Source organism: Planococcus sp. BI3, from assembly GCF_056680115.1.
Window position 1 is genome coordinate 3544614 of sequence record NZ_CM155266.1, and the last position, 24057, is coordinate 3568670.

Consider the following 24057-nt stretch of genomic DNA (forward strand, 5'->3'; position numbering starts at 1 on the left):
ATCGGATGAGGTGATTTCATGATTACATTCGGCAACAGCGATTATTTAAACTTCGAAACCCAGACACGGCCCATTAAATCGATTGCGCTCATACATAAGAACATGAAGCGGGGCGGCGTGGAAATGCTGGTGGTCCGCATGGTCAAATGGCTCAGTGCGCATGACTATGACGTCACGCTGTACTTGTTCAGCAGTGGAGGGCCTTTGCTGAGTGAACTCGAGTCGTTAAAAGGCGTGACCATCGTGGTTGATGAAGATCCGAGAGACCCTTCGGTCAATATGTGGCTCCTCACTAGAATGTGGAGTTCGCGTTTCGACAATAAATTCGATCTGGTGTATTCGTTCGGGCCGCTGTCGTTTCTCTTGTCGTATCTATTGCCTGCGACCAAGCGGCTGTCCGGCGTCTATCATCCGGAAAGCTATAAGCGGGAAAGCGTGGGTGGGATCGTCAAAACCTTGAAGCTCATCGATCCGAATTTTTACAATAAATTGTTGTTCATGAATCCGTCCATTAAAAAGGTGACTGAACAGGCAATCGGAGAACATTTAGGCAATGCCATCTTCCCGATGCCGCTCGATTTCTGTGCACCGTCGAAGACTTTCGGCAACTTCTCTTCACGCCGCATCGTCTCTATTGGTCAGCTGGCGCATTTCCGGACCTATAATTATTACATGGTCGACATCATGGAAGAGTTGATCAAGCTGGATTCCGAATTCACTTATCATATCTACGGAGCAGGGCAAGGCGAAGACGATCTGCGCGAAAAAATCGCTGAGTCTCCTGCGCGTGACCATATCTTCATGCACGGAGCATTCACCTATGCGGACAAAAAACGTGCGCTGCAGAACACTTTCTGTTTTGTCGGCATGGGCGTTCCGTTGATCCAAGCGGCCGGCTGCGGCATTCCGGCGATCACGGCGAAAATCAATGACCACTTCGGGATGACGGAAGGCTTTCTTCATCAACTGGCGCCGTTCGAAAGCGGCGATTCATTTTCGGAGAAGAGCAAGCTGTTCAGTGTCCAGGCACAAATCGAGAAGTTGCTGTCGAGTGAAACAGAGTACCGCAAAACCTCCAAATGGGATCGCTTGAAAGCGCGTGAATTCGAAAGTGATACGGTAATGGAGAACTTCATCAAAGAGGCGGAGACCAAACGGCTGTCGTTCAGGCTGCACTAAGGAAAAAAACGTGTTCAGCCAATAGGAATTGGCTGAAAGTTTACACAATAAAATAAACTAGTGTAAATATCACAAACTTACAATTAAAAACATGTCTTTTAGACTAGTAATCCATAGGGGATTCTATTATAATGAGAATATAAGTAGAGAAAAATAGCGCAAGACCTATACAAATCATTGGGAAGTGAGATGAAGCGCTTATGACGGAGTATGACTCTTATAGAGAAAAAGTAGAGCAACGCCATAACAAAGCCTTGGTGGAAGTGATGAAAGACCTCTACATCAAGGACAATGTGGGACCATCCGTGGGCGCCAAACAGCTTGGCATGCCACGACAAGTTTTTGTGCATTTTGTTCATAAGTATGATCTAAAGACACTCAAGTTCGGAGATACTAAAAAAAAAACGACGAGTTTGCTGACAAGCCGGACGGCCCAGTAACCTAATCCCCACACAATCGCCCACCCCTTATCGACAGGGGTGGGCTTTTTTGTGTGGAAAATGGGGAGTTGTGGATGAAAAATGCAGACTAGAAAGAATGGAGGGAGAAGAAGTCGCTCCAGGTGGACGCTTTCCGGGGGGCTCGCGCCGAACTAACTCGGGCTTAACGCCCGAGTGGATTTCGGCACTTCGCTGGTTCCCCCAGGAGTCGCCACCTTCCGCTCGTTCTTCTAGTTTTTTAAAAAAAAGAGTGAGTGTCACTCTCTAATGGGGGTGTGCGAAAAACCAGGCAGCGGGCTAGTCCTGAAATGGTATGGGGCTTTCGCAGAAACGGTAGTTTCTGCATCAATTATGTGGGTTGAACTTGAACGAGGGTGCTCTTTACTGGAAGCTACTTGTGGAATTGTAGCTTCGGGAAGGCGGTTCGGGGTTCTAACTGAATGTTTTGGGGTTCTACATGACTGTTTGGGGCTTCTACCTGAACGATTGGATCGTCTACCTTAACCATTCAACCCTCTACAGGAATTTTTGCCACTTCTACCTGAATGTGGTCTTTTCCATCCAGTTCAAGCCCTGAATGGAAGCTGTTCGCATGGCGAACAGCCGGGGATAGCAAGTGACACTTTCTGATCAGGCCTCACTCACACACAAGCTGTGATTTTCCACATGAAATTCATGTAAGGAGCCGAAACTCCCATGTAGAGAAGCCTGGCTGTGAGATAGAAACCTCGCTCGGTCATGTAGAACCCATCAAAAACTACTATTCAATATTATTCTCCTCTCCAAGCGAAGGCGCGTGTCCCACCGTTGCCGAGCGTTTCCAGAACCAGTCTCTTACTTTCCGCCACAAAACCAGAAAGTTTGCTGCGTATTCCCACCACACCTAGCTGAGGCGCGGCAATGGAGTGGGTGGAGCACTAAGACTGGCAGCGCAATTCAGCTGCCCGGCTTAGTGTGGGAACCCACTCCAGAGCGACCGAAGCGACTTATAGAATCCCCAAAAATCTACTACACCATTCACAACTTACCGAACCTCACAAAACAAAAAAGCGCAACCCTATTAGGATTACGCTTTTTAATCTCACATATTCAAATGCTCTTTCAAAGCCGACTGGATCTCCGCCAGCTCGGCATCGTCCATCATATAATACCAAATGCCATTGATCGTCTCTCCGTAGCCATCCTCAACAATAATTTGGTCAACCGTGCCGATCGCATCGCGGTAATTCGACTGCACATCCATCATCTCGTCGAACGTCATATTCGTGCGGACGTTATCGCCAAGCGCCGTGAAGATGCTCTTGTAATTCAACAAGCTATTAACCGAGGCACCTTCTTTCATAATCGCCTGGATCACTTGCTTTTGTCGGTTCTGACGGCCAAAGTCGCCTTCCGGATCCTGCTTGCGCATTCTCACGTAGCCTAAAGCTTCTTTGCCGTCCAATTGGATGGTGCCTTCCGCATAATCGTCGAAGGCCATCGCGTTAGTGACTTCAACTCCGCCGACTGCATCAACAATATCCTTAAAGCCTTCCATATTCACTTGCATCACGTAATCGATCGGGATATCCAATAGGTTTTCCACGGTAGCCAATGACATTTCGATGCCGCCGAATGCATACGCGTGGTTGATCTTGTCCGTTGTGCCGCGTCCGACAATCTCGGTGTAGGTATCGCGTGGAATCGATACCATCTTCGTCGATCCTTCCGCCGGGTTGACAGTCAACACAACCACCGTATCCGAACGGCCGCGGTCGTCTTCGCGTTCATCGACTCCCAGCAGCAAGACTGAAAATGGATCTTCCTGGTTCAAGTCGATCGCCTGGTCGGTTGCGCGTTTGTCAGAAGCCTCGCGTTCAATCGGTTCGTGGATTTCTTCCAACGTATTGGTGAAGCTGTTGTAAACCGTGAACAAGTAGATGCCCAGGCCAACTACGATCAATCCCAGAATCCCCACGATCCACGGCCATTTTTTCTTCTTGTTCTTTTTAACTCTTCTGCTCATCAAGTTGTGCCCCTTTTAGTTGGCGATAAAATACGCCTGTAATTCGTCTGCCCATAGCTCTGCGCCTTTAGTGTTCGGCAATCCGTCTTCCGTCAAATAATCCTTGAGCGACTCATCATCTGTCTCTGGCCAAGCGGACCAGTGGTCAATATAAGCATAACCGTTTGTCGCTGCGAATTCATCCAATGCGGCAACTTGCGATAAATAATAGCCGGCGCCATAAATCGGCTGCGGAGGATGGAGCACCAACTCAGCATCGGCCACTTCGTCAGTCATTATAGCGTTAAACTCTTTGATATGTTCGCGCTCCTGTTCGATGGCGATGCGGTCGTTGTTCATCAAGGTCATCGGCTCGAGCAGCACCAAATCATAGCCCCCAGACAAGTCGATGTTTGACAGGAATTCGGAAGTTCCTTCTACTGAAACGATATCAACTTCGATAAAGTTGCCATAAGCGTCTTCCAAAGAAGCGGCCAATTGTTCCGCGTAGCCAGGTTCGCCTGAGTCCAATGCGGCTGAGCCGGCAATCAATAGCTGAACCGTTTCCCCGTTGTCGCTTCGGTCCATCAGCAAGTCCTGTACAGCGCGATCGGTGTTCGCCGACAATTCCTCGAATTTCACGGAATTGTTACTGTTCGGTTGTGCCTGTTTCTCTTTAGTGGAGGCTTCTTTTGTGCTGCTTGCCTCTACGTCCGTTTGTTGCGGTTTGTCCAATACGTTTTCCAGTTTGTTTTGCCAAGTTAAGTAGCTAAATACGAGCGCAGTTATACAGATAATGACAGCAAGTACCGCTCCAATTTTATACAATTTCATGGAATGCTCCTTTCAAAAAACACCTATACTTACAAATAAAGATAGCATAATTCATCCTAATAGCCTATAAAACATTTTAAAATTGGAAGTTCTTTCGACTCTTTCCTATGCTATACTATTTTAAGTTGTTTATAAATAGCACCAAAATTTTGTTAGTTTGAACGAGGATTTTGCAAAGCTACTTCGGTCGCTTGGGGCAGGGCTCACGCCATGAATCGGGAAGAAAACTCGTCTCATAGCTTTGCTCAGTCGTGGAGACGCCGGCATTAAGGTACTAACTCAATTACAGACGATGAGTTATTTGTTCTTTGTTTTCAAAAAATGATATAAAGATGTGGAGCAAAATAACGGAGACTCCCGCGGGATAGTGAAGTACCGAAATCCACTCGGGCCAAAGCCCGAGTTAGTTCGGTGCAAGCCCGTAGGAAAGCGGAGTTGTTTTGCGGAACATCGGCAGTTTGAAGACAATTGGTTCAATTTTGCAGCTAATAATATGAAAATAAAAGGAGATACTTACCACATGGAAGAAACCATCAGCTTACAAGACCTGTTCAAAACCCTGAAAAAACGGGCCGGGTTAATCGCACTTATGACCATTTTAGCCATTACCATCGCAGGTGTTGTGTCGTTCCTAGTCTTGACCCCGATGTATCAAACTTCAACTCAAATTCTGGTCAACCAAGAAGCTTCAGAAGCCAGCCAATTGACCAACCAGAACATCCAAACCGATCTTCAATTGATCAATACATATTCAGTCATCATCAAAAGCCCGGCTATCTTGGACGAAGTATCAACGCAACTCGACCTGGATATGTCCGCAGAGCAGCTGAACAGCAAAATTACCGTCGCTACCGCTGAAAATTCCCAGGTGGTCAATGTCACCGTACAGGACGAAGACCCTGCAGTCGCAGTGGAAATCGCCAATACGACCGCGAAAGTATTCGAAAGTGAAATCACAGGCTTGATGAATGTCGACAACGTATCGATCTTGTCACCCGCTGTACTGAAAGAAAATCCGGCACCGGTCGCACCCAATCCGATGCTGAACATGGCCATTGCCGCAGTCATCGGCTTGATGCTTGGCGTCGGAATCGCATTCCTGCTGGAATACTTGGATACGTCCATCAAGACGCAGCAGGACATCGAAGACATCCTGGGCGTTCCGTTGCTCGGTGTCATTTCACCGATCAAAGAAGAAGCAAAGCTCGAACAAACCACAACATCAAGCAGAAGGGCGGGATAGAACATGGCGAGAAAGAAAAAGGTCCTGCAGGAAACTGCGCGTAAACTGATCGCATTTACAACACCCCGTTCGTTCGTAGCGGAACAATTCCGTACTTTGCGCACCAACATCAACTTTTCGTCACCGGATGCAGACATTCGCACCTTGGTTGTCACGTCAGCGGCACCGTCAGAAGGAAAGTCGACCACTGCCGCCAACCTGGCAGTCGTTTTCGCACAGGAAGGCAAGAAAGTCTTGCTAGTTGATGGCGATATGCGCAAACCCACCACGCATTACACTTTCCGCATAGGGAATACGGTTGGCTTGTCGAGTGTGTTGACACGCCAAAATTCCATCCAGGAAGTCATCCGCCCAACAGCGGTTGAACGTCTGGACTTGATGACGTGCGGTCCGATTCCGCCGAATCCTGCAGAGCTGCTTGCTTCGAAATCGATGTCAGCGCTGATTGAACAGCTGAAAGAGATGTATGACCTGATTCTCTTTGACGCGCCGCCAGTTCTATCCGTAACAGATGGACAGATCCTCGCGAACAAATGTGAAGGCACGATCCTCGTAGTCAGCTCAGGCAATACCGAGAAAGAAATGGCGCTGAAAGCCAAAGAAGCCATCGAGTCATCCAACAGCCGCCTGATTGGGGCGGTACTAAATAACTTTGCCCTGCCGAAAGATAATTACTACTATCAATATTACGGAAATACAGAGTAAAAAGGGTTTCCTTTTTACTTTTTTTTAAGCGTCAAAGGAGGACACAACCATGATTGACACACATGCCCATATACTGCCCGGACTTGATGATGGCGCGGAAACGATGGAACAGACCCAGCGAATGCTTGAAAAAGCAGTCGACGAACAACTCACCGGCATCATTGCCACCCCGCACGCTTTTCATCCGAATTTCAAAACCAACCTTGCAGCGTTAAAAAAACAACTAGAGCTGGTCAATAGCTATATTGCACAAGAACAGATTCCCTTGAAAGTATACAGCGGCCAGGAATGCCGGCTGTCCGATAAATTGCCGGAACGCTTAATCGCCGGTGAAGCGTTGACGATGGCCGGGTCCCGTTACGTCCTGCTGGAACTGCCGTCATCCGGCATTCCAGCCTACACGGTGCCTATCATCCAACAATTGATCACCAATAATTACGTGCCGATCATCGCCCACGCCGAACGCAACCAAGGCATCATCGAAAAGCCAGAGCGGCTAAAGAAGCTCTTGCTCCACGGAGCGATGGCGCAAGTCACGTCCGGATCGGTTGCCGGCAGCTTTGGCAAAGCGATCCAGCGCACAGCCATGACCCTGATCGACGCCAACTTGATCCATGTATATGGATCGGATGTCCATAGCTTGGACAAGCGTCCATTCCTGTTCAACGAAGGCCTCGATTACCTGGAAAAGAAGAACCAGCATGACATGGTGGACATTTTCCTCGAGAACAATGAGCGCATCCTCCTGGATGACCATTTACATGTATTAGAGCCAGAAGACATCCGTAAAGGCAAATGGTGGAATATATTTGCTTAATAAATAATAAAAAAGTATTATTTTGTTTAAAAAATCCTATCATTTCCATTTCATAGTATGTTAGAGTTAGATAAGATTTTTGCGTATATATGAATATAGTACTGGATTACGAAAGGATTGACCCTATGTCTCTGAAAAACCGCGTTTCTTTATTACTGATTGCCGACTCACTAATTGTTTTTTTCTCAATTTTTGTCGGCTATTATGTGCTGTACCCCTATAATGATGTACTGCAAAACAAATTTCTTCTCGCCAGTGCCTTAACCATTTTCGTTGCCCACCACGCACTGGCCATGTATTACGGCTTGTACCGAAAAGTTTGGGAATACGCTTCGATTGGGGAGTTGACGTCCATCTTCAAGGCGGTCAGCTGGTCGATTGTGGCAATCGGCGTCGTGCAATACCTGTACAGAGGCGACGTACTGTTCCGTGCTTTGGCCATCACGTGGATGCTGCATCTGATCTTGATCGGCGGATCGCGCTTGTCATGGCGATTGTTCCGCGACAAAAAGATGAAATCCAAAGATTCAGAGCTGAAGCGAACTTTAGTAGTGGGTGCCGGGAAAGCGGGCAGCTTAGTGGCCCGCCAATTGCTGGCGAATCCGGAAAACGGCTTGCTTCCGGTCTTGTACGTCGATGACGACAAGAACAAGCAAGGCCTAGATATTTACGGTGTCCGAGTGGTCAACGGCAACACAAAGGACGTTGCCGACATCGCCAAGGACAATAAAATTGACACCATCATCATCGCCATTCCGTCACTCGGCAAGCAGGAAACGGCCGAGCTGATCAAAACCTGCATGGACTCTGGTGTCCGGACACAGACCATCCCGCTCATTGAAGACATCATGACGGGGAAAGTGTCCGTAACGGATATTCAGGACGTCAAGATTGAAGACCTTTTAGGGCGCGATGAAGTCAAACTCGATATGGACAAAATCGCCAATCAGCTGACCAGCAAAACGATTCTTGTCACGGGTGCAGGCGGTTCGATCGGCTCTGAAATCTCGCGCCAGATTGCGCGCTTCGGACCGAAAAAACTCTTGCTTTTAGGACACGGGGAAAACTCCATCTATCTAATTGATATGGAACTGCGCCAAAAACTGCCTCCCGATACGGAAATCATCCCGATCATCGCAGACGTCCAAGACCGTGAACGCATCCTGGAAATCATGGAGACCTACAAACCGGATGTGGTTTACCACGCAGCGGCGCATAAGCATGTGCCGTTGATGGAAGGCAATCCGATGGAAGCGGTCAAGAACAATGTCTACGGCACGAAAAACGTAGCAGAAGCCGCACATTTGAGCGGCGTCGGCAATTTCGTCATGGTCTCCACCGATAAAGCGGTAAATCCGCCGAACGTCATGGGCGCGACAAAACGCTTTGCCGAGATGATCGTCCAAAACCTGGCGAAACGCAGCGACACGAAATTCGCAGCGGTGCGCTTTGGCAATGTACTGGGTTCCCGTGGATCGGTTATCCCGTTGTTCAAGAAACAAATTGCGGCCGGTGGTCCCATTACGGTGACGGATCCACGCATGACGCGCTACTTCATGACCATTCCAGAAGCATCACGACTTGTTATCCAAGCCGGTACGCTGGCTGAAGGCGGGGAAGTGTTTGTGCTGGATATGGGCGAACCTGTGAAGATTGTCGACTTGGCACAGAACTTGATCCGCTTGTCTGGTTATTCAGAAGGCGAAATCGGCATCAATTTTTCTGGGATCCGTCCGGGGGAGAAGCTGTTTGAAGAACTGTTGAATGAAAACGAAATCCAGACCGAGCAGGTATTTCCGAAGATTTATATTGGGAAGGCGAATCCGGTGAGTGAGGGTGAGTTGACTTACCTGTTGGAGAAGTTGCCTGAGATGGGGAATGATGAGGTTAAGGACGTGCTTGTGACCTTGGCTAATCGGAAGAATGTAGCAACTCCAGAAGTTGAAGTTGGGTCTGCTTAAATAAAATAATAAGAAAATTTGCAGATAGAAAGGAGAACATGATGTTCTCATTTACGAAAAGAATTGTAGATTTCTCTTTATCACTATTAATTATTATTGGTCTATCTCCTATTTTTCTACTTCTATGTATTTTCATAAAGATAGACTCACCAGGTCCAATCCTTTTTAGACAGAAAAGAATTGGTAAAGACAAGAAGAATTTTAATATCCTGAAATTCCGAACTATGAAAATCGATACACCTAACGATATGCCAACTCACTTGCTGGAAAAACCTGACTTTTTCATTACGAAAACAGGCAAGTTTTTACGTAAGACCAGTTTAGATGAGCTGCCTCAGTTATTTAATATTTTAAAAGGTGAAATGAGCATAATTGGTCCGCGGCCTGCGCTTTGGAATCAGTATGATCTGATTGCGGAGCGGGATAAGTATAAGGCGAATGATATTTTACCTGGTTTGACCGGCTTGGCTCAGATTAGCGGCAGGGACGAGTTGGCGATTGTGGTTAAGGCGAAGATTGATGGAGAGTATGTTGAGAAGATGAGTCCGGTGTTGGACTTTAAGATATTCTTTGGGACTGTCTTTAGTGTTTTGAAAAGTGATGGCGTTAAAGAAGGTACGAACTTAACAAATAAAAATTCTTAATACAAAAGGTGTATGAGACATGAGCAAAAAAAGAATTTTAATTACCGGGCAAGGGAGCTATGTAGGAACGAACTTTATAGAATGGTTAAGTCAATGGTCTGACAAGTATGAAGTAGAAGAGGTATCTGTACGAGAAAATGATTGGAAAAAGAAGAACTTTTCCTCGTATGATTCTGTACTGCATGTTGCTGGAATTGCTCATGTCTCTACAGATCCTAAAATGGAAGAGCAATACTATAAAGTGAATCGTGACCTTACAATTGAAGTTGCAGAATATGCAAAAAGCCAAGGTGTTAAACAATTTATTTTTATGAGTAGCATCATCGTATATGGAGATAGTAATAGCAATAAGAGAGTTATTGATCGAAATACAAATCCGAAACCGAGTAACTTCTACGGAAATAGTAAGCTTCAAGCAGAGGAAGGCTTAAAACTTCTTAAAAGTAAAGATTTTAAAGTTGCTGTTATTAGACCTCCTATGATTTATGGAAAGAACTCGAAAGGGAATTATCCGAAATTGGCTAAAGCAGCCAAAGTCCTTCCGATATTTCCTGACTTTGATAATCAGCGTAGTATGCTTCATATTGACAATCTTAGTGAGTTTTTAAAACTTATGATTATAAATGAAGAGCACGGATTGTTTTTTCCACAAAATAAGGAATATGTAAAGACAAGTGAGATGGTTAAGATTATTGCTGAAGAAAGCGGAAAAAATATAAAACTTATAAAAATCTTTAATTGCTTTCTTAGTCCACTAATTGGAAAAGTTAACGTTGTTAATAAAGTTTTCGGTAATTTAATTTATGACGTGAGTATTAGTCAATATAAAGAAGATTATCAAGTTAGGAATTTAAAAGAATCTTTGAAAAAAAGTATGTAAATAGGTGGCCGATCTTATTATGAAAAAAAAAGTTCTATTATTAGGTAATCATGGTTTTGTAATCTATAACTTCCGTAAAGAGTTAATTCGAAGATTATTAAATGATGGCTATGAGGTATATATATCTCTTCCATACGATGAAAAAGTTGATGTAATGATTAGTTGGGGATGCAAGTTTATTGAAACAAATGTAGACAGAAGAGGAACAAATCCAGCGACAGATTTAAAATTAGTTGGTCATTACGTAAAAATATTGAAAGATATAAAACCGGATGTGGTACTTACATACACTATAAAGCCTAATTTGTACGGTGGTATAGCTTGTAGAATGCAGGGGATTCCCTGTATTAACAACATCACAGGACTAGGAAGTGGCTTTAACGGTAACTATGCATTAAAAGTTCTACTAATTAATTTATATAAAGTAGGCTTAAAAAAATCTAAATGTGTATTCTTCCAAAATACAGAGGACATGAATACTTTAGTGGAAAATAATATCGTAAAAGGTCCTTATAAATTAATTCCCGGTTCGGGAGTTAATCTAAAAGAATATGAGTTTGTAGAATATCCACCTGAAGGGAAATTGAATTTTATTTTTATCGGTAGAATTATGCGAGATAAAGGGATAGAACAATATTTAGAGGCTGCTAAAGAAATAAAAGGGAAATATCCCAATGTAAATTTTAATGTTATTGGATTCATTGAAAAATCACAAATTCACTTTAATGATTTAATTCAGAAATACAAACTCGAAGGTTCCGTTAATTATCTTGGATATCAATCTGATGTGAGACCATTCATAAAAGACGCAAGTTGCTTGGTGCAACCTTCACATGGTGGAGAAGGACTATCTAATGTTTTACTAGAGACTGCTGCAATGGGTAGAGTTTTAATCGCTTCTAATATAGCAGGTTGTAGAGAAACAATTGAAGAGGGCGTTAATGGATATATTTTCGAAAGAAAAAATACTGGAAGTTTGGTTTTGAAAATCGAAGAATTTATTAATAAATCTTATGAACAGAAAAAGGAAATGGGACGTAATTCAAGGGAAAAAGTAAAAAAAGAGTATGATAGAGACATCGTGATTAATGCATATATGAAAGAAATTCAAACAGTTAAGGGGATACAAAGTGGATTATAAAAAGTTGATTCCTAACAAAAATTTACGATTAAAAATATTGAAATTGACTGATTTCATTCCAGATAAAATGATGATTAAATTTCAATATAGAATTTCTCAAAGTAGAAATTTAAATTTAAAGAAACCTAAAAGATTTACTGAGAAACTGCAGTGGTATAAATTATATTATCGCGATCCACTTATGATACAATGCTCCGATAAATACAAAGTACGTGAGTATATAGCTGATAAAGATTTAGAAAATATTTTAGTGCCACTATATGGCGTATATGATAAAGCTGAAGAGATAGACTTTGAGGCCCTTCCATCAAAGTTTGTATTGAAGACAAATAATGGTAGTCACACTAATATTATTTGTCAAGATAAATCGCAACTTAATATAGAACTAACAAAAAAGACGCTTAATGAATGGATAAATGCTTGGGATGGAAAAATGGGTCGAGAGTGGGCCTACTATGATATAAAACCTAAAATTATTTGTGAAGAGTACTTAGAGAAAGATCAAAATGAAGATTTAGTCGATTATAAGTTTTTCTGTTTTAATGGAAAACCTTTCTCTCTATATGTGATTGTAGAACGTTTTTTGAGTAAAGGAATAGGATTAGGTATTTTCGATACTGAGTTTAATCAATTGCCTTATAAAAGAGCAGACATAAGAAAGATAAATACTAATATTTCTAAACCAAAAAACTTTGACAAAATGAAGCAAATTGCTGAGACACTATCACGGGATTTTCCTCATGTAAGAGTAGATCTGTATAATGTGGATGGAAGAATTTATTTTGGGGAATTAACTTTTTATACTGCAGGAGGATATCAAAGTTATATATCGGATGATTTCGATTTTATATTAGGCGATAAATTTAAAATAGAGGACATAAAGATAAAATAGAATTAGAGGAGAATGAAAATGAAAGTTGCTTTATTGGGGGACATTGCTTTTTTCGGAAAATATTCAATAAAAAACAACGAAATACTTGATTATTTTAAAGACGTTGCGAATACGTTAAAAGAATATGATTATGTAGTAGGTAATCTAGAAACCCCTTTTTGCGAATCTAATACACCGGAAGGTTATAAGTCAGCGTTCATCAAATCTGATATTGGTAACGTACAGTTGTTAAAATATTTAAATATAGATGCTGTTAACTTGTCTAATAATCATATCTTTGATTATGGAGATGATGGTTATAATTCAACAAAGGAAGTTTTAAAGGAAAATAATATACCTTACTTTGGTATAGAAAATAAGCAACTTTTTGTGGAAAAAAATAATAATAAGATTGCTTTTTCTGGATATTGTTGTTATTCAACTAATGGGTTAGGATATTATAATTCAAAAACGAATAAGGGAATAAATATATTAGATGGCGATGAAATCGAAAAGAAACTAATAAAAAATGACCAAGAAGGATTTTTCAATATTACAAGTTTGCACTTTGGACAGGAGCATATAAACTATCCTAATTATGACCATATAGAACTCGCTAGAAAGTTAACTTCGAAAATTCCTCATGTCTTTTATGGGCACCATCCACATGTTATGCAAGGTATTGAAAATATTAATGAGTCACTAATTGCATATAGTCTTGGGAATTTCTGTTTCGACGATGTTTATACTGATAAATCACTGGAACCTTTAGTAAAGCAAACAGAAGAAAATAAAAAATCATTTATACTCGTTTTGGAAATTCAAAATAATAAAGTTGTTGATTATGAAACTGTTCCTCTTTATGCAGGGGATAAAAAGATGAATATTGGGAATAATCCCGAAATTATTAGTGAGATTAAAGAGTATTCTAGTTATTTAGAACTGAATAAAGAAGAGTATAGTCAACAAAGAAATAAATCTATTAATCTTTTCATTAATAAGCGTAAGTTAAAACGTGATTTCAATTGGTATTTAAAACGTCTAAATATTAGAACAGTAGGAATTATATTTGATCTTTATAAAAATAAGAAATTATACAAAAAGCATGTTAAAGATTACATTAATTAGAATGTGGTGAGTTGTTCTGAATACAATAAATAATGAGATTAAATCTACTTTTTACTCGAATATGATATTTGTGGCGATGTTTTTCACACCATATACATTAATCAGAATTAGCAATGTTGGGCTTCCAGAAATAATTTTAATTTCTCTTTTTGTAATATTAATTTTAAACAAGAATATAAAAATCGATTTTAAAAATAAAAAATACTTCATTTTCACTAAGTTTTGGATTCTTTTCTTATTTCTAAGTTTTTTAGGATCTGCGTACAATTACATTATTTTAAACCATCTTAGTGGTACGAGCTTTTCTATGCTTTTTGATTCCTTCGCTTATATTTTAATATTGATAGCTTGTTTTACATTAGAAATAATAATATTGAATGTAAAAAGTATTAATTTAAATAGTTTATTGAATAAAATTTTTATATTCACAAGTTTAATGTTACTTATTTTATATTTGATAAGCAGATTTACCAATTCGTTATTAGGGTTTTCCTTGCTTTACTATGATTTCTTTGTACCTTTGGCTTCGAATCCACATCATACAGCGATGTTTATATTGCCTTTACCTTTTTTAGGATTAAAATTGTTAGTTGAACAAAAAAATAAACTAAAAAAAATTGGTATTCTTAGTTTGGTGATTTCCAATGTTGTTTTAGGTATAAGTACAGGATCCACTAAAGTCTTGATAGGCTTTATCATAGGTGGTATTGCCTTAGCTGTAGTAAGTTTTATTATTAAAATAGAAGAGCCTAAAATGAAAAGAATAGTTTTAATTTTTATAAGTATAATACCTTTTATTATTATGCTATTTTTTTGGAATCCTATATTAAATTATATAACTACCTTTTTTACAAGCAACGACGGTGGTGGGGCAAGACAATCAATATATACATATGGTCTTGATAAAGCATTTGAATCTGTCTTTCTAGGATATGGACCAGGAGCGCATAGTTATATTAATAATAGATATATAGATGCGCACCAGACATTTCTCACGGTATTTTTACAAGCAGGCATTTTTGGTTTAATAGCATTTATCTATCTTTTGAAAAAAATATTTAGCATATGTAAAAAAAATCCGATTATAATTGGAGCTTTACTAGCAATGATGGCTTATATACTAGGCGGAGATATATTAAGAAGATTACCAATCTGGATATTTTTAATATTATTTTATTACTATTGCTTATTTAATGTGAAATTGAATTCATTTAAGATATCAAGTATCGAAGAGGAAGGTATATAAATGAATTCTAAAGTGAAAGTTTTGCAAAACTCTATTTTATATACAATTAGTAATTTACTAGTTAAAGGGGTAAGTTTTTTTTTACTGCCGATCTATACCTTATTTATTACACCTGAGGAATATGGTGTTGTAGCACTATTAAACAATTTTTCTAGTGTAGCCTTATATATAGTGGGTTTTTCATTATATTCAGCAATTGTAAGGTTTTATACGGAATATAAAGATAATAGAGAAATATTGAAGAGATTTTATGGTACCATACTTAACTTTATTTTCTTATCGGGCTCTCTGTTTTTTATCTTGATGTTAATCTTCAATGATTTATTAACAACTTATTTTTTTAAAGGGGCTACTTTTTATCCGGTTATTTTGATTACATTAATAACAATTACTTTTACATGTTTTCATACAATCCACCAAAATATTCTAGAGAGTATGCAAAAAGGTATATTATTAACTAAAATTAATTTAATTGTTTTCACTTTACAAGTTTCTTTGAATTTATTTTTTCTTTATATTTTAGACTATGGTGTAATGGGGATATTATTTTCAATTTTAATAATAGATGTTGGTTATTCTATATACATGATTATTTATCTTAAAAAGAATAATTTAATTACATTTTGTATGGATAGAGCTATTCTTTTAGATTCATTAAAGTACTCTATACCCATAATGCCACATAATATCTCTACTTATATAGCAACATTTTTCTCAAGAATCTTTCTAAATAATAGCGGTAATTTGACTCTCGTAGGTTTATATAGTGTAGCTTCTCAATTTGGAGGAGTGGTTGATTTAATTCAAACAGCAGTGAATAGAGCTGTAATGCCCTGGTTTTTTGATACATTAAAAAAAAATGAAGTATCCAAAAAAGAAGAAATCGTTAATTTTTCTATGCACCTATTAACTATCTATTCTTTATTTTATGTTCTATTAGGTCTTTTTTCTCAAGAAATACTTATTCTAATTACTGATGAAAATTATGCTAATGCCTGGAAAACCATTCCTATACTCATTGCAGCATATTCTATAAAATCAATTTATTATTTTTATGCTAATATACTGTTTTATTTTAGAGAAGCTTCAAAGAAAATATTTTATGCTACTATACTAGGGAGTTTTACAGATATAATTTTGGCATTTGTACTGATACCAAAATATGGTATGTATGGTGCTGCTTTAGCTTTCTTTATCGCTAAAATTGTAGTTGTTTCTATTGTAGTTGAGATGAGCAGGAAAAAATATAATGTAGGCTTTAAATTTAGTGGAATGTTGAGAGTAGTTTGTATAAGCTGGATTTTTTTAGGTATTGGACTTAGTTTAAGTTATACAATTTACGAGAATGAGCTAAGCATATTAAATATAATATTTAAAGTATTAATACTCATTATTTATGTGGCATTTTTATTTTTGAAAAATCATAAAATCATTAAAAGGGTATTCTACACAAGGTTTAAAAAATTAGGTAAATAGGAGGTATAGACATGGCAAAGGTTTTAAGAAACATTAAGAACATACCTTTATTAAAAAAAATAGTACTTTTATTTAGTTCTGTAATTATAAAAAGTTATATGTTTATAGTTAATAAAACAAAAGGAATCAACGAGGAAAAAGTTGTTTTTATAAGTTTTGTGGGTAAGTCATACTCTGATAACCCAAAGGCTATTTCTGAAAAATTACACGAAATGTATCCAGAAAAAAAGCAAATATGGTTATTTAATGACGTCAAAGCAAAAGGTAGTATAGTTCCTAATTACATTGAATGTATCAATAAAAACTCGATAAAAGCATTTGCAGAATTAGCTACTTCTAAAGTATGGGTAGATAACTTTAATAAGCCTACTTACTTATACAAAAGTAAAAAACAAATTTATATTCATACGTGGCACGGTGATAGAGGCTTTAAAAAAGTTTTATATGATTCTCCATTCGCAGATGAAAGTACCAAATATATTGAAAATAAGATTTGTGATTTAGTTCTTTCTGGTTCTGATTATGCTGATAATGTTTATAAGAGTGCTTTTCGCTACGAAGGTCTAATATTAAAAAATGGATCTCCTAGAAATGATATTCTTATCAATGCTAATTTTGAAGATAATAAGAAGATTAAGAAGTCGTTAATGATAAAATCCGATATGAATATTTTGCTTTTTGCCCCTACTTTGAGAAGAGATGCGACGTCTAAAGGTAAATTACAGGTATCTGTAGAAGTAGATTGGAATGAAATCATTTCACATTTAGAGAGAAAAACGAAACAAGAGTGGGTTGTTTTATATAGAGCACATAGTGCAGTGAAAGGTTTGGACGGGATTCCAATAAACGAAAAATTTATAGACGTGAGCGCTTATGAAGATATGAGTGAATTACTATTAATTTCAAATATGTTAATAACAGATTATTCTTCAAGTGCAGGTGATTTTGCATTATTAAATCGACCAATTCTTTTATATCAAAGTGACAGAAAAGAATATATTAAAAAGGATCGAAGTTTTTATTTTGATATAGATAAGTCGCCATTTAACGTGGCTTTTAATCAGAAAGATATACTTAGCTTTATTGAAAATATGCAGGAAGATGAAATTAGAAAAAATTGTGCAGATATTTTGGATTTTTATGGAACTATAGAAACTGGAAATACTTCCAAAGAAGTTGTCAAATATATAGCAGAGTGTTGATGTTATATGATAAATAGTTTTAGTTTTAGTTTTATAGTTATAATACGATATTTATAAGGGAATTGTAACTTTAAATTCTAGTTAAAAATAAAAAAATTGGAGATAGTGCCATGTTAAAAATAGCAGTAGCAGGAACAGGCTATGTCGGTTTAGTAGCCGGTGTCTGTTTCGCCGAAATGGGTCATAAAGTAACGTGTGTTGATATTGATGAAGATAAAGTTAAAATTATGAAATCTGGCATCTCTCCTATTTATGAAGAAGATTTGGAAGAGCTAATGAAGAAGAACTACGAACTTGGAAAAATCGATTACACTACTGACTTTAAAGCAGCGTATAAAGATGTAGACGCGGTATTCATAGGAGTAGGAACTCCAGAAAATGAAGATGGATCTGCAAATCTCTCATACATAGCAACGGTTGCAAGGCAAATTGCTGAGAACGTGGAGAAAGATTGTTTGATAGTTGTCAAATCTACAGTTCCAGTTGGTACAAACGATAAAGTTGAACAGTTTATCTATGATTTTCTTGTGAATAATGTGAAAGTAGAAGTTGCATCAAATCCCGAGTTTTTGGCTCAAGGATCAGCTGTCCATGACACATTATTTGCAAAACGCGTTATTATTGGAACGGAAAGCGAATGGGCAGAAAATTTATTGAAAAAGATTTACGAACCTTTTAATTTACCAATTGTGGCTGTTAATCGACGATCGGCTGAGATGATTAAATACGCTTCTAACGATTTTTTAGCACTGAAGATTTCTTATATGAACGATATTGCTAATCTTTGTGAATTGGTGGGGGCAGATGTTCAGGATGTGGCGCTAGGCATGAGTTTTGATGACCGCATAGGTGGGAAATTCTTGAATGCAGGCATTGGTTATGGTGGTTCTTGTTTTCCAAAAGATACTAAAGCGTTAGATTATTTGGCAACACAAAATGGTTATGAACTAAAAACCATCAAAGCTGCTATTGATGTCAATAAAGACCAAAAGACTTTGTTATACAAAAAAGCAACTAACCGCTTGATAACTTTGAATGGATTAAAGGTGGCTGTTCTTGGATTAACTTTTAAGCCTGGAACTGACGATTTAAGAGAGGCCCCTTCACTTGAAAATATTCCACTGTTATTAGCTCAAGGAGCAAATGTTTATGCATTTGATCCAGTTGGTATGGATAATTTTTCAAAAGTACATCCTGAAGGAGTCAACGGAAAAGGTACAATTACATATGTGGATAGTGCAGAAGAAGCTTTAAAAGATGCCAATGTCTGCTTTATCTTCACTGAATGGCGAGAAGTAAAAGCGGTTGAGCCGGAAGCATTTAAAGACCTAATGAGAACACCTTTGGTTTACGATGGTAGAAATTTGCATAGTGTGGAACACATGGAAAAATCCGGAGTCGAGTATTATTCTATAGGACGATCTCCAGCCAATAAGAAAGGTTTGAAGGAGTTTAAGAGAATTGAGCTACAAAGCTCTCAATTTTGATAAGACTTATTTAAGATTACAGGCGTAGTTGGTTTTATTCAATTTTATTTGGCAAAAAGAATAATAAATTTGGAAGAAGCCGTCGGATTCAACCCACAACAACTATAAAGCATAGATTACAAGAATTTAGTGATTGATATTGTTTGTAATATCAAAATACTAGAAATTAAAGTCTTTGAAGAAGGTCAATATTGAAAGCTTAAATTTCTTTTGGACAGAATGAAGTTAGATAAGTATCGACCTCCTATACTTGTGTTGATTAGCATTAATATCCAAGTATTGAAAAAAAACTTTCTTAAATGCCGTAAGTACAAAGCAATAATTACTGAAAAAAGTGCCTTTTTTGCCGTTACGATATGTAAGGAATGATTTCCGCCGACACTTTATTATTGCAAAGAATCTAACATTAAGTTTAATGTAGAATTTGCATTTTAAAATAGTATTCTACTAACTGGTATGTAAACCCATATTCCTAAAAACAATATAACAGGTAGTGAAAAATTGAGTGGTACTTATTATCTTGGGAGTAGGGTTTCAATGTTAAGGGGATCGACAGTCTGATAGATTTAACATCTAATACTTAGGTAAATCATATATTATTTTAGATTTCAATTTTTGAGGGAGAACCGTAAACCCGCTAGAAACACCTTTTTTTGAAGGGTTTTTTAAACAAAAAAATGCCTTCATACCAAACTACGTTGATTTTTTTATCGCGCTTTAAATTTATACTTGTTTATAATTGAGATTAATTGTAATTAAGATTAGCTTTTTACATAAAATCTCTCAATTATTTTGTATTAAAAGCTAATCAACAATGCGAGGGGTATTAGAAGGTTGAATTAAAATTAAATATATTTCCTGTATATTTATTCTCAGAAAATATTTATAATAGGTATTTTAATCCCTAGATATAGATATTTAATATAAATAATATATTAAGCAGCGTGAGAAAATAAGCAATTTTGGAGTGAACAAATAAATGAAAAAAGTAATTACCTATGGAACATTCGACTTATTACACCATGGTCATATCAATATATTAAAAAGAGCAAAAGACTTAGGCGCTTATCTAATTGTTGGGTTATCTTCTGATGAGTTCAACTCTATTAAAGGTAAAGCGGCATACCATTCTTTTGAAGAACGAAAAATGATTCTTGAGGCTATTAAATATGTGGATGAAGTCATTCCGGAACATAACTGGAGCCAAAAAGTAAACGATATCGAATCGAATGGAATCGAATTATTCGTCATGGGTTCAGATTGGTATGGTAAATTCGATGACCTAACAGAGTATTGTGATGTAGTTTACTTACCACGTACTGAAGATATCTCCACTACAAAAATTAAAAATGATCTTTTTAATCTTCGATAAGTAAATAAGCTCTTTTCTTACTATGAATTGTTAGTTCCAGTAGAAAACAGAAAGGTACTTATGAAGGCCTTAAAGGATGAAATATTTTTTGGTAATTTCCAGAAAAATCTGATTAAATATCAAGAAGAAACTATTGAGCTCCTTCTATTCGCTTGCCGAATGATATATAAATACAGCAAATTCTTTTTTAGCTAGTAAGTTCCGATTAGCATATGTTCAAATGGTACAATATAGGAGTAGCTCATCTCATATGAGGACATACCTTAGTTAATTCGTGTTAACCAGTATGTACTCCTATGAGTTATTCTGCTGTTCTATTTTTTCGTATTACTATGATATCTAAAAGAGTATTTAATTTAGCATTAAAATTTAAAAATATGCTGTTATTCACTAAAATGATAGGTGGTATTAAATGAATCTAGTAAAAAGAACTATTGTTAATGAGATAATAAGTAGTGTACTAATACCAAATAGGGTTAGGGCAAGACTCCTTCGGGCTATGGGAATCAAAGCGCAAACTAATGCAATCAGAGCAAAGTGTTATTTTGATTCTTCTAATATAAAAATAGGTCAAAATACTTTCATTAACTACTTCTGCCAGTTTTATCCTTCTCCTAAAACAGGAGGAGAAATCATTATAGGAGATAATTGTCAAATAGCTATGAACGTAAATATTTGTACTATTACTCATAAATTGGGTGCCTCCGATAAGAGAGCTTTAGAAAATGAGTACTATCCTGTGACAATTGGAAATGGTTGTTGGATCGGTGCTAATTCGATTATTTTACCCGGGGTGAAAATTGGTGATGGTTGCGTTATAGCAGCTGGTTCTACTGTAAATAGAGATTGTGAAAGTAATGGTTTGTATGCAGGTGTACCAGCAAGAAGAATTAAAGATTTAGATTCATTATAATCGCATCTGTAATTTTAATAGTTTCCAATTTATTTGCTAAGTACATAAACCCGAGAATCTAAAGATTCACTTAGAAGGATTATAGGGTTTGAATTGGGTATAATTATTCAGTCAATAGAACTCCCATAAACTACTATACGCTTAAGGAGATGAGAAAACTTGAGTTATAAGCCTCTAGACTCTAGTAAAGTATATTTCATAACCGGTGCCGCTGGATTTATTGGTTATTACCTTTCAGAACGGTTATTGGAATTAGAGTGCCGTGTAATAGGTATTGATAATCTGAATGAATATTATGACGTAAATTTAAAACATGATCGCTTAAGAAAATTAGAATTAAATGAAAAATTCACCTTTATTAAAGGTGATATTTCTGATAAAAAATTAGTTACTAATCTCTTTGAAGAACACAAGCCAAATGTTGTCGTGAATCTGGCAGCGCAAGCTGGTGTAAGGTATTCGATTGAAAATCCAGATGTCTACATTCAAAGCAATGTTATTGGTTTCTATAACATTTTGGAAGCATGCCGTCATTATCCAGTCGATCACTTATTGTATGCTTCGTCAAGTTCTGTCTATGGAGCGAACAAAAAAGTACCTTTCGAGGAAACAGACTTTGTGGATAATCCTGTTTCACTATATGCATCTACTAAAAAGTCCAATGAATTGATGGCACATACGTATAGCCATCTATACAGTATCCCGGCAACCGGGCTTAGGTTCTTTACAGTCTATGGACCAATGGGACGTCCTGATATGGCCTATTTCGGGTTCACTGATAAGTTGTTTGCAGACGAAGAAATTAAAATCTTTAACAACGGTGATTTTGAAAATGATTTGTACAGAGACTTTACGTATGTAGATGACATTGTAGAAGGCATTCAACGTCTCTTGTCTAATCCACCAATTGGAGTGGATCAGGTTCCGCATAAAATCTTTAATATCGGTAATAGCAGCCCTGAAAAGCTAATGGTATTTATCGAGACGCTTGAAAAGTGCTTAAGTAATAGCTTAGGCAGATCTATAGAATTTAAGAAAAAGTTTGAACCGATTAAACCAGGTGATGTTCCTGCAACCTATGCTTCTACAAAATTGTTAGAAGAAGCAATTGGTTTCAAGCCGAAAACCTCCATTGAAGAAGGACTTCAGAAGTTTACGGATTGGTATTGCGAATACTATAAAATGATGTAAATATTTTTTGAGTATTTATTGCAACTATTTAAAAAGAAAATAAGACTAAATATTAGGATCTGAAGTATAAGTAGGTGCATTTAGGTGAGAGTGAAAAAAGCCATTATTCCAGCAGCCGGACTCGGAACACGGTTCCTTCCCGCTACAAAAGCGATGCCTAAAGAAATGTTGCCAATCGTCGATAAGCCGACGATCCAATACATTATCGAAGAAGCGATTGCCTCTGGTATAGAAGACATCATCATTGTGACGGGCAAAGGCAAACGTGCGATTGAAGATCATTTCGATCATGCGTTTGAGTTGGAAGACACGTTGATGAAAAAGGGTAAGCAAGAAATGCTAGATTCTGTCTTAGAGACATCTAAAGTAGAAATTCACTTTATCCGTCAGAAGCAGCCGCTTGGATTGGGGCATGCAATCTGGTCAGCGCGCAAATTCATCGGCAACGAGCCTTTCGCTGTGCTATTGGGTGATGATATTGTTGAAAATGATGAACCTTGTTTGGCTCAATTAATGAACCAGCATGAAAAGACAGGGAAAAGTGTTATCGGCGTGCAGCAAGTAGCAGAACAAGACACAGATCGTTACGGTATCATCGATCCTGTTTCGGTGGACGGCAAATTGATCGAAGTGAACAAATTTGTCGAGAAGCCGGCAGCTGGAACAGCACCATCGAATTACGCCATCATGGGCCGCTATATCCTGACACCCGAAATTTTCGACTACTTAGGAGAGCATCTATTAGGCGCAGGTGGAGAAATCCAATTGACCGATGCCATCCAGAAGTTGAACGAAGTCCAGTCGGTTTATGCCTATGAATTTGATGGCCAGCGTTTTGATGTAGGTGAGAAGTTCGGCTTTATTGAAACGACGATTGAGTTTGCATTGAAGCGACCGGAACTGAGAGATCAGTTGTTAGAGTTGTTTGAGAAGAAGTTGATGGAAGAAAAAGTTGTGAATAAGTAACATTATGTAAATCTTATTTAAAGCAAGCAAGCTTGGGGGGATAAACTCCTTCAAACTTGCTTGCTTTTTAATGTGGATTAAATGGAAAATATTTCTATAATTAAATAAAATTTCATATTTAATTCTTTCAATATTATATAGAAAAAGTTTTGGGTATTTTTAGAATTTTGAAAAATTCTACAGTTTCATATTAATAAAACTTAAAATCATCTCAAAATGAGACGGATTAAGAAAAATTAAAAAGCGCAAGTACTAGTTAAATAAACGACAAAGAAGCGCAGAAAGAGGAGGAAATGATTTTAAGCGTAATATTAGGAGCAGCTATAGATACACCCCTATGGATTGCGGAACTCCAGAAAAATGGATCTGATCATATT

Annotated in this window: 21 protein-coding genes; 19 read left to right on the forward strand and 2 right to left on the reverse strand. The window is 37.7% G+C overall.

The window, feature by feature from the left end; all coding sequences use genetic code 11:
• Positions 1-18: 18 nt before the first annotated feature.
• Positions 19-1179, forward strand: a complete 1161-nt coding sequence (locus tag AC1MEO_RS17595; RefSeq protein ID WP_480332902.1) for a glycosyltransferase — start codon at positions 19-21, stop codon at positions 1177-1179.
• A 200-nt stretch (positions 1180-1379) separates the two neighbouring features.
• A complete protein-coding gene (locus tag AC1MEO_RS17600) occupies positions 1380-1619 on the forward strand; it encodes a hypothetical protein (RefSeq protein ID WP_480332904.1) in 240 nt (79 codons plus the stop codon).
• Positions 1620-2700: 1081 nt separating this feature from the next.
• Here AC1MEO_RS17600 and AC1MEO_RS17605 read toward each other — a convergent pair.
• Both AC1MEO_RS17605 and AC1MEO_RS17610 read right to left on the reverse strand, forming a co-directional pair.
• Positions 2701-3624 (reverse strand): LCP family glycopolymer transferase, encoded by a 924-nt coding sequence (locus AC1MEO_RS17605; protein WP_480332906.1) that lies wholly within the window; start codon positions 3622-3624, stop codon positions 2701-2703.
• 15 nt (positions 3625-3639) lie between these two features.
• Complete coding sequence (locus AC1MEO_RS17610; RefSeq protein WP_480332908.1) at positions 3640-4437, reverse strand: SGNH/GDSL hydrolase family protein; 798 nt, start codon at positions 4435-4437, stop codon at positions 3640-3642.
• A 520-nt stretch (positions 4438-4957) separates the two neighbouring features.
• Between AC1MEO_RS17610 and AC1MEO_RS17615 the strand changes: the two genes are divergently transcribed.
• The 17 genes from AC1MEO_RS17615 to galU all read left to right on the forward strand — a co-directional run bounded on the left by AC1MEO_RS17615 (position 4958) and on the right by galU (position 23680).
• Positions 4958-5680: a YveK family protein gene (locus AC1MEO_RS17615; protein WP_480332910.1), complete on the forward strand. Its 723-nt coding sequence runs from the start codon at positions 4958-4960 to the stop codon at positions 5678-5680.
• Between the two features lie 3 nt (positions 5681-5683).
• Positions 5684-6385 (forward strand): CpsD/CapB family tyrosine-protein kinase, encoded by a 702-nt coding sequence (locus tag AC1MEO_RS17620; RefSeq protein ID WP_480332912.1) that lies wholly within the window; start codon positions 5684-5686, stop codon positions 6383-6385.
• Between the two features lie 49 nt (positions 6386-6434).
• Positions 6435-7202 (forward strand): tyrosine-protein phosphatase, encoded by a 768-nt coding sequence (locus AC1MEO_RS17625; protein WP_480332914.1) that lies wholly within the window; start codon positions 6435-6437, stop codon positions 7200-7202.
• Positions 7203-7327: 125 nt separating this feature from the next.
• On the forward strand, positions 7328-9163 hold the full coding sequence (locus tag AC1MEO_RS17630) for a polysaccharide biosynthesis protein (RefSeq protein WP_480332916.1): 1836 nt from the start codon (positions 7328-7330) through the stop codon (positions 9161-9163).
• 41 nt (positions 9164-9204) lie between these two features.
• Complete coding sequence (locus AC1MEO_RS17635; protein WP_480332918.1) at positions 9205-9807, forward strand: sugar transferase; 603 nt, start codon at positions 9205-9207, stop codon at positions 9805-9807.
• A gap of 19 nt (positions 9808-9826) precedes the next feature.
• The gene (locus tag AC1MEO_RS17640; RefSeq protein WP_480332920.1) at positions 9827-10687 is read left to right on the forward strand and encodes an NAD-dependent epimerase/dehydratase family protein; all 861 of its coding nucleotides are present in this window, start codon (positions 9827-9829) and stop codon (positions 10685-10687) included.
• A 19-nt stretch (positions 10688-10706) separates the two neighbouring features.
• Entirely contained in the window at positions 10707-11828 is a 1122-nt protein-coding gene (locus tag AC1MEO_RS17645) for a glycosyltransferase family 4 protein (RefSeq protein ID WP_480332922.1), read from the forward strand.
• Entirely contained in the window at positions 11818-12720 is a 903-nt protein-coding gene (locus AC1MEO_RS17650) for an ATP-grasp fold amidoligase family protein (RefSeq protein ID WP_480332924.1), read from the forward strand. The genes AC1MEO_RS17645 and AC1MEO_RS17650 overlap by 11 nt, the downstream gene beginning before the upstream one ends.
• 18 nt (positions 12721-12738) lie before the next feature.
• A complete protein-coding gene (locus tag AC1MEO_RS17655) occupies positions 12739-13827 on the forward strand; it encodes a CapA family protein (protein ID WP_480332926.1) in 1089 nt (362 codons plus the stop codon).
• Positions 13828-13903: 76 nt separating this feature from the next.
• Complete coding sequence (locus AC1MEO_RS17660; protein ID WP_480332929.1) at positions 13904-15073, forward strand: O-antigen ligase family protein; 1170 nt, start codon at positions 13904-13906, stop codon at positions 15071-15073.
• Positions 15074-16549 (forward strand): lipopolysaccharide biosynthesis protein, encoded by a 1476-nt coding sequence (locus tag AC1MEO_RS17665; RefSeq protein WP_480332931.1) that lies wholly within the window; start codon positions 15074-15076, stop codon positions 16547-16549.
• Between the two features lie 11 nt (positions 16550-16560).
• Positions 16561-17751, forward strand: a complete 1191-nt coding sequence (locus AC1MEO_RS17670; RefSeq protein ID WP_480332933.1) for a CDP-glycerol glycerophosphotransferase family protein — start codon at positions 16561-16563, stop codon at positions 17749-17751.
• Positions 17752-17861: 110 nt separating this feature from the next.
• Complete coding sequence (locus tag AC1MEO_RS17675; RefSeq protein WP_480332935.1) at positions 17862-19238, forward strand: UDP-glucose dehydrogenase family protein; 1377 nt, start codon at positions 17862-17864, stop codon at positions 19236-19238.
• 979 nt (positions 19239-20217) lie between these two features.
• Entirely contained in the window at positions 20218-20610 is a 393-nt protein-coding gene (tagD, locus tag AC1MEO_RS17680; RefSeq protein WP_480332937.1) for a glycerol-3-phosphate cytidylyltransferase, read from the forward strand.
• Between the two features lie 412 nt (positions 20611-21022).
• Positions 21023-21523 carry an acyltransferase gene (locus tag AC1MEO_RS17685; protein WP_480332939.1) on the forward strand — a complete coding sequence of 167 codons (501 nt, stop codon included), beginning with the start codon at positions 21023-21025 and terminating at the stop codon, positions 21521-21523.
• 159 nt (positions 21524-21682) lie between these two features.
• Positions 21683-22714: a GDP-mannose 4,6-dehydratase gene (locus AC1MEO_RS17690; RefSeq protein ID WP_480332941.1), complete on the forward strand. Its 1032-nt coding sequence runs from the start codon at positions 21683-21685 to the stop codon at positions 22712-22714.
• Positions 22715-22798: 84 nt separating this feature from the next.
• Positions 22799-23680, forward strand: coding sequence for a UTP--glucose-1-phosphate uridylyltransferase GalU (gene galU, locus AC1MEO_RS17695; RefSeq protein WP_480332943.1), 882 nt, complete (start codon positions 22799-22801; stop codon positions 23678-23680).
• Positions 23681-24057: the final 377 nt, after the last annotated feature.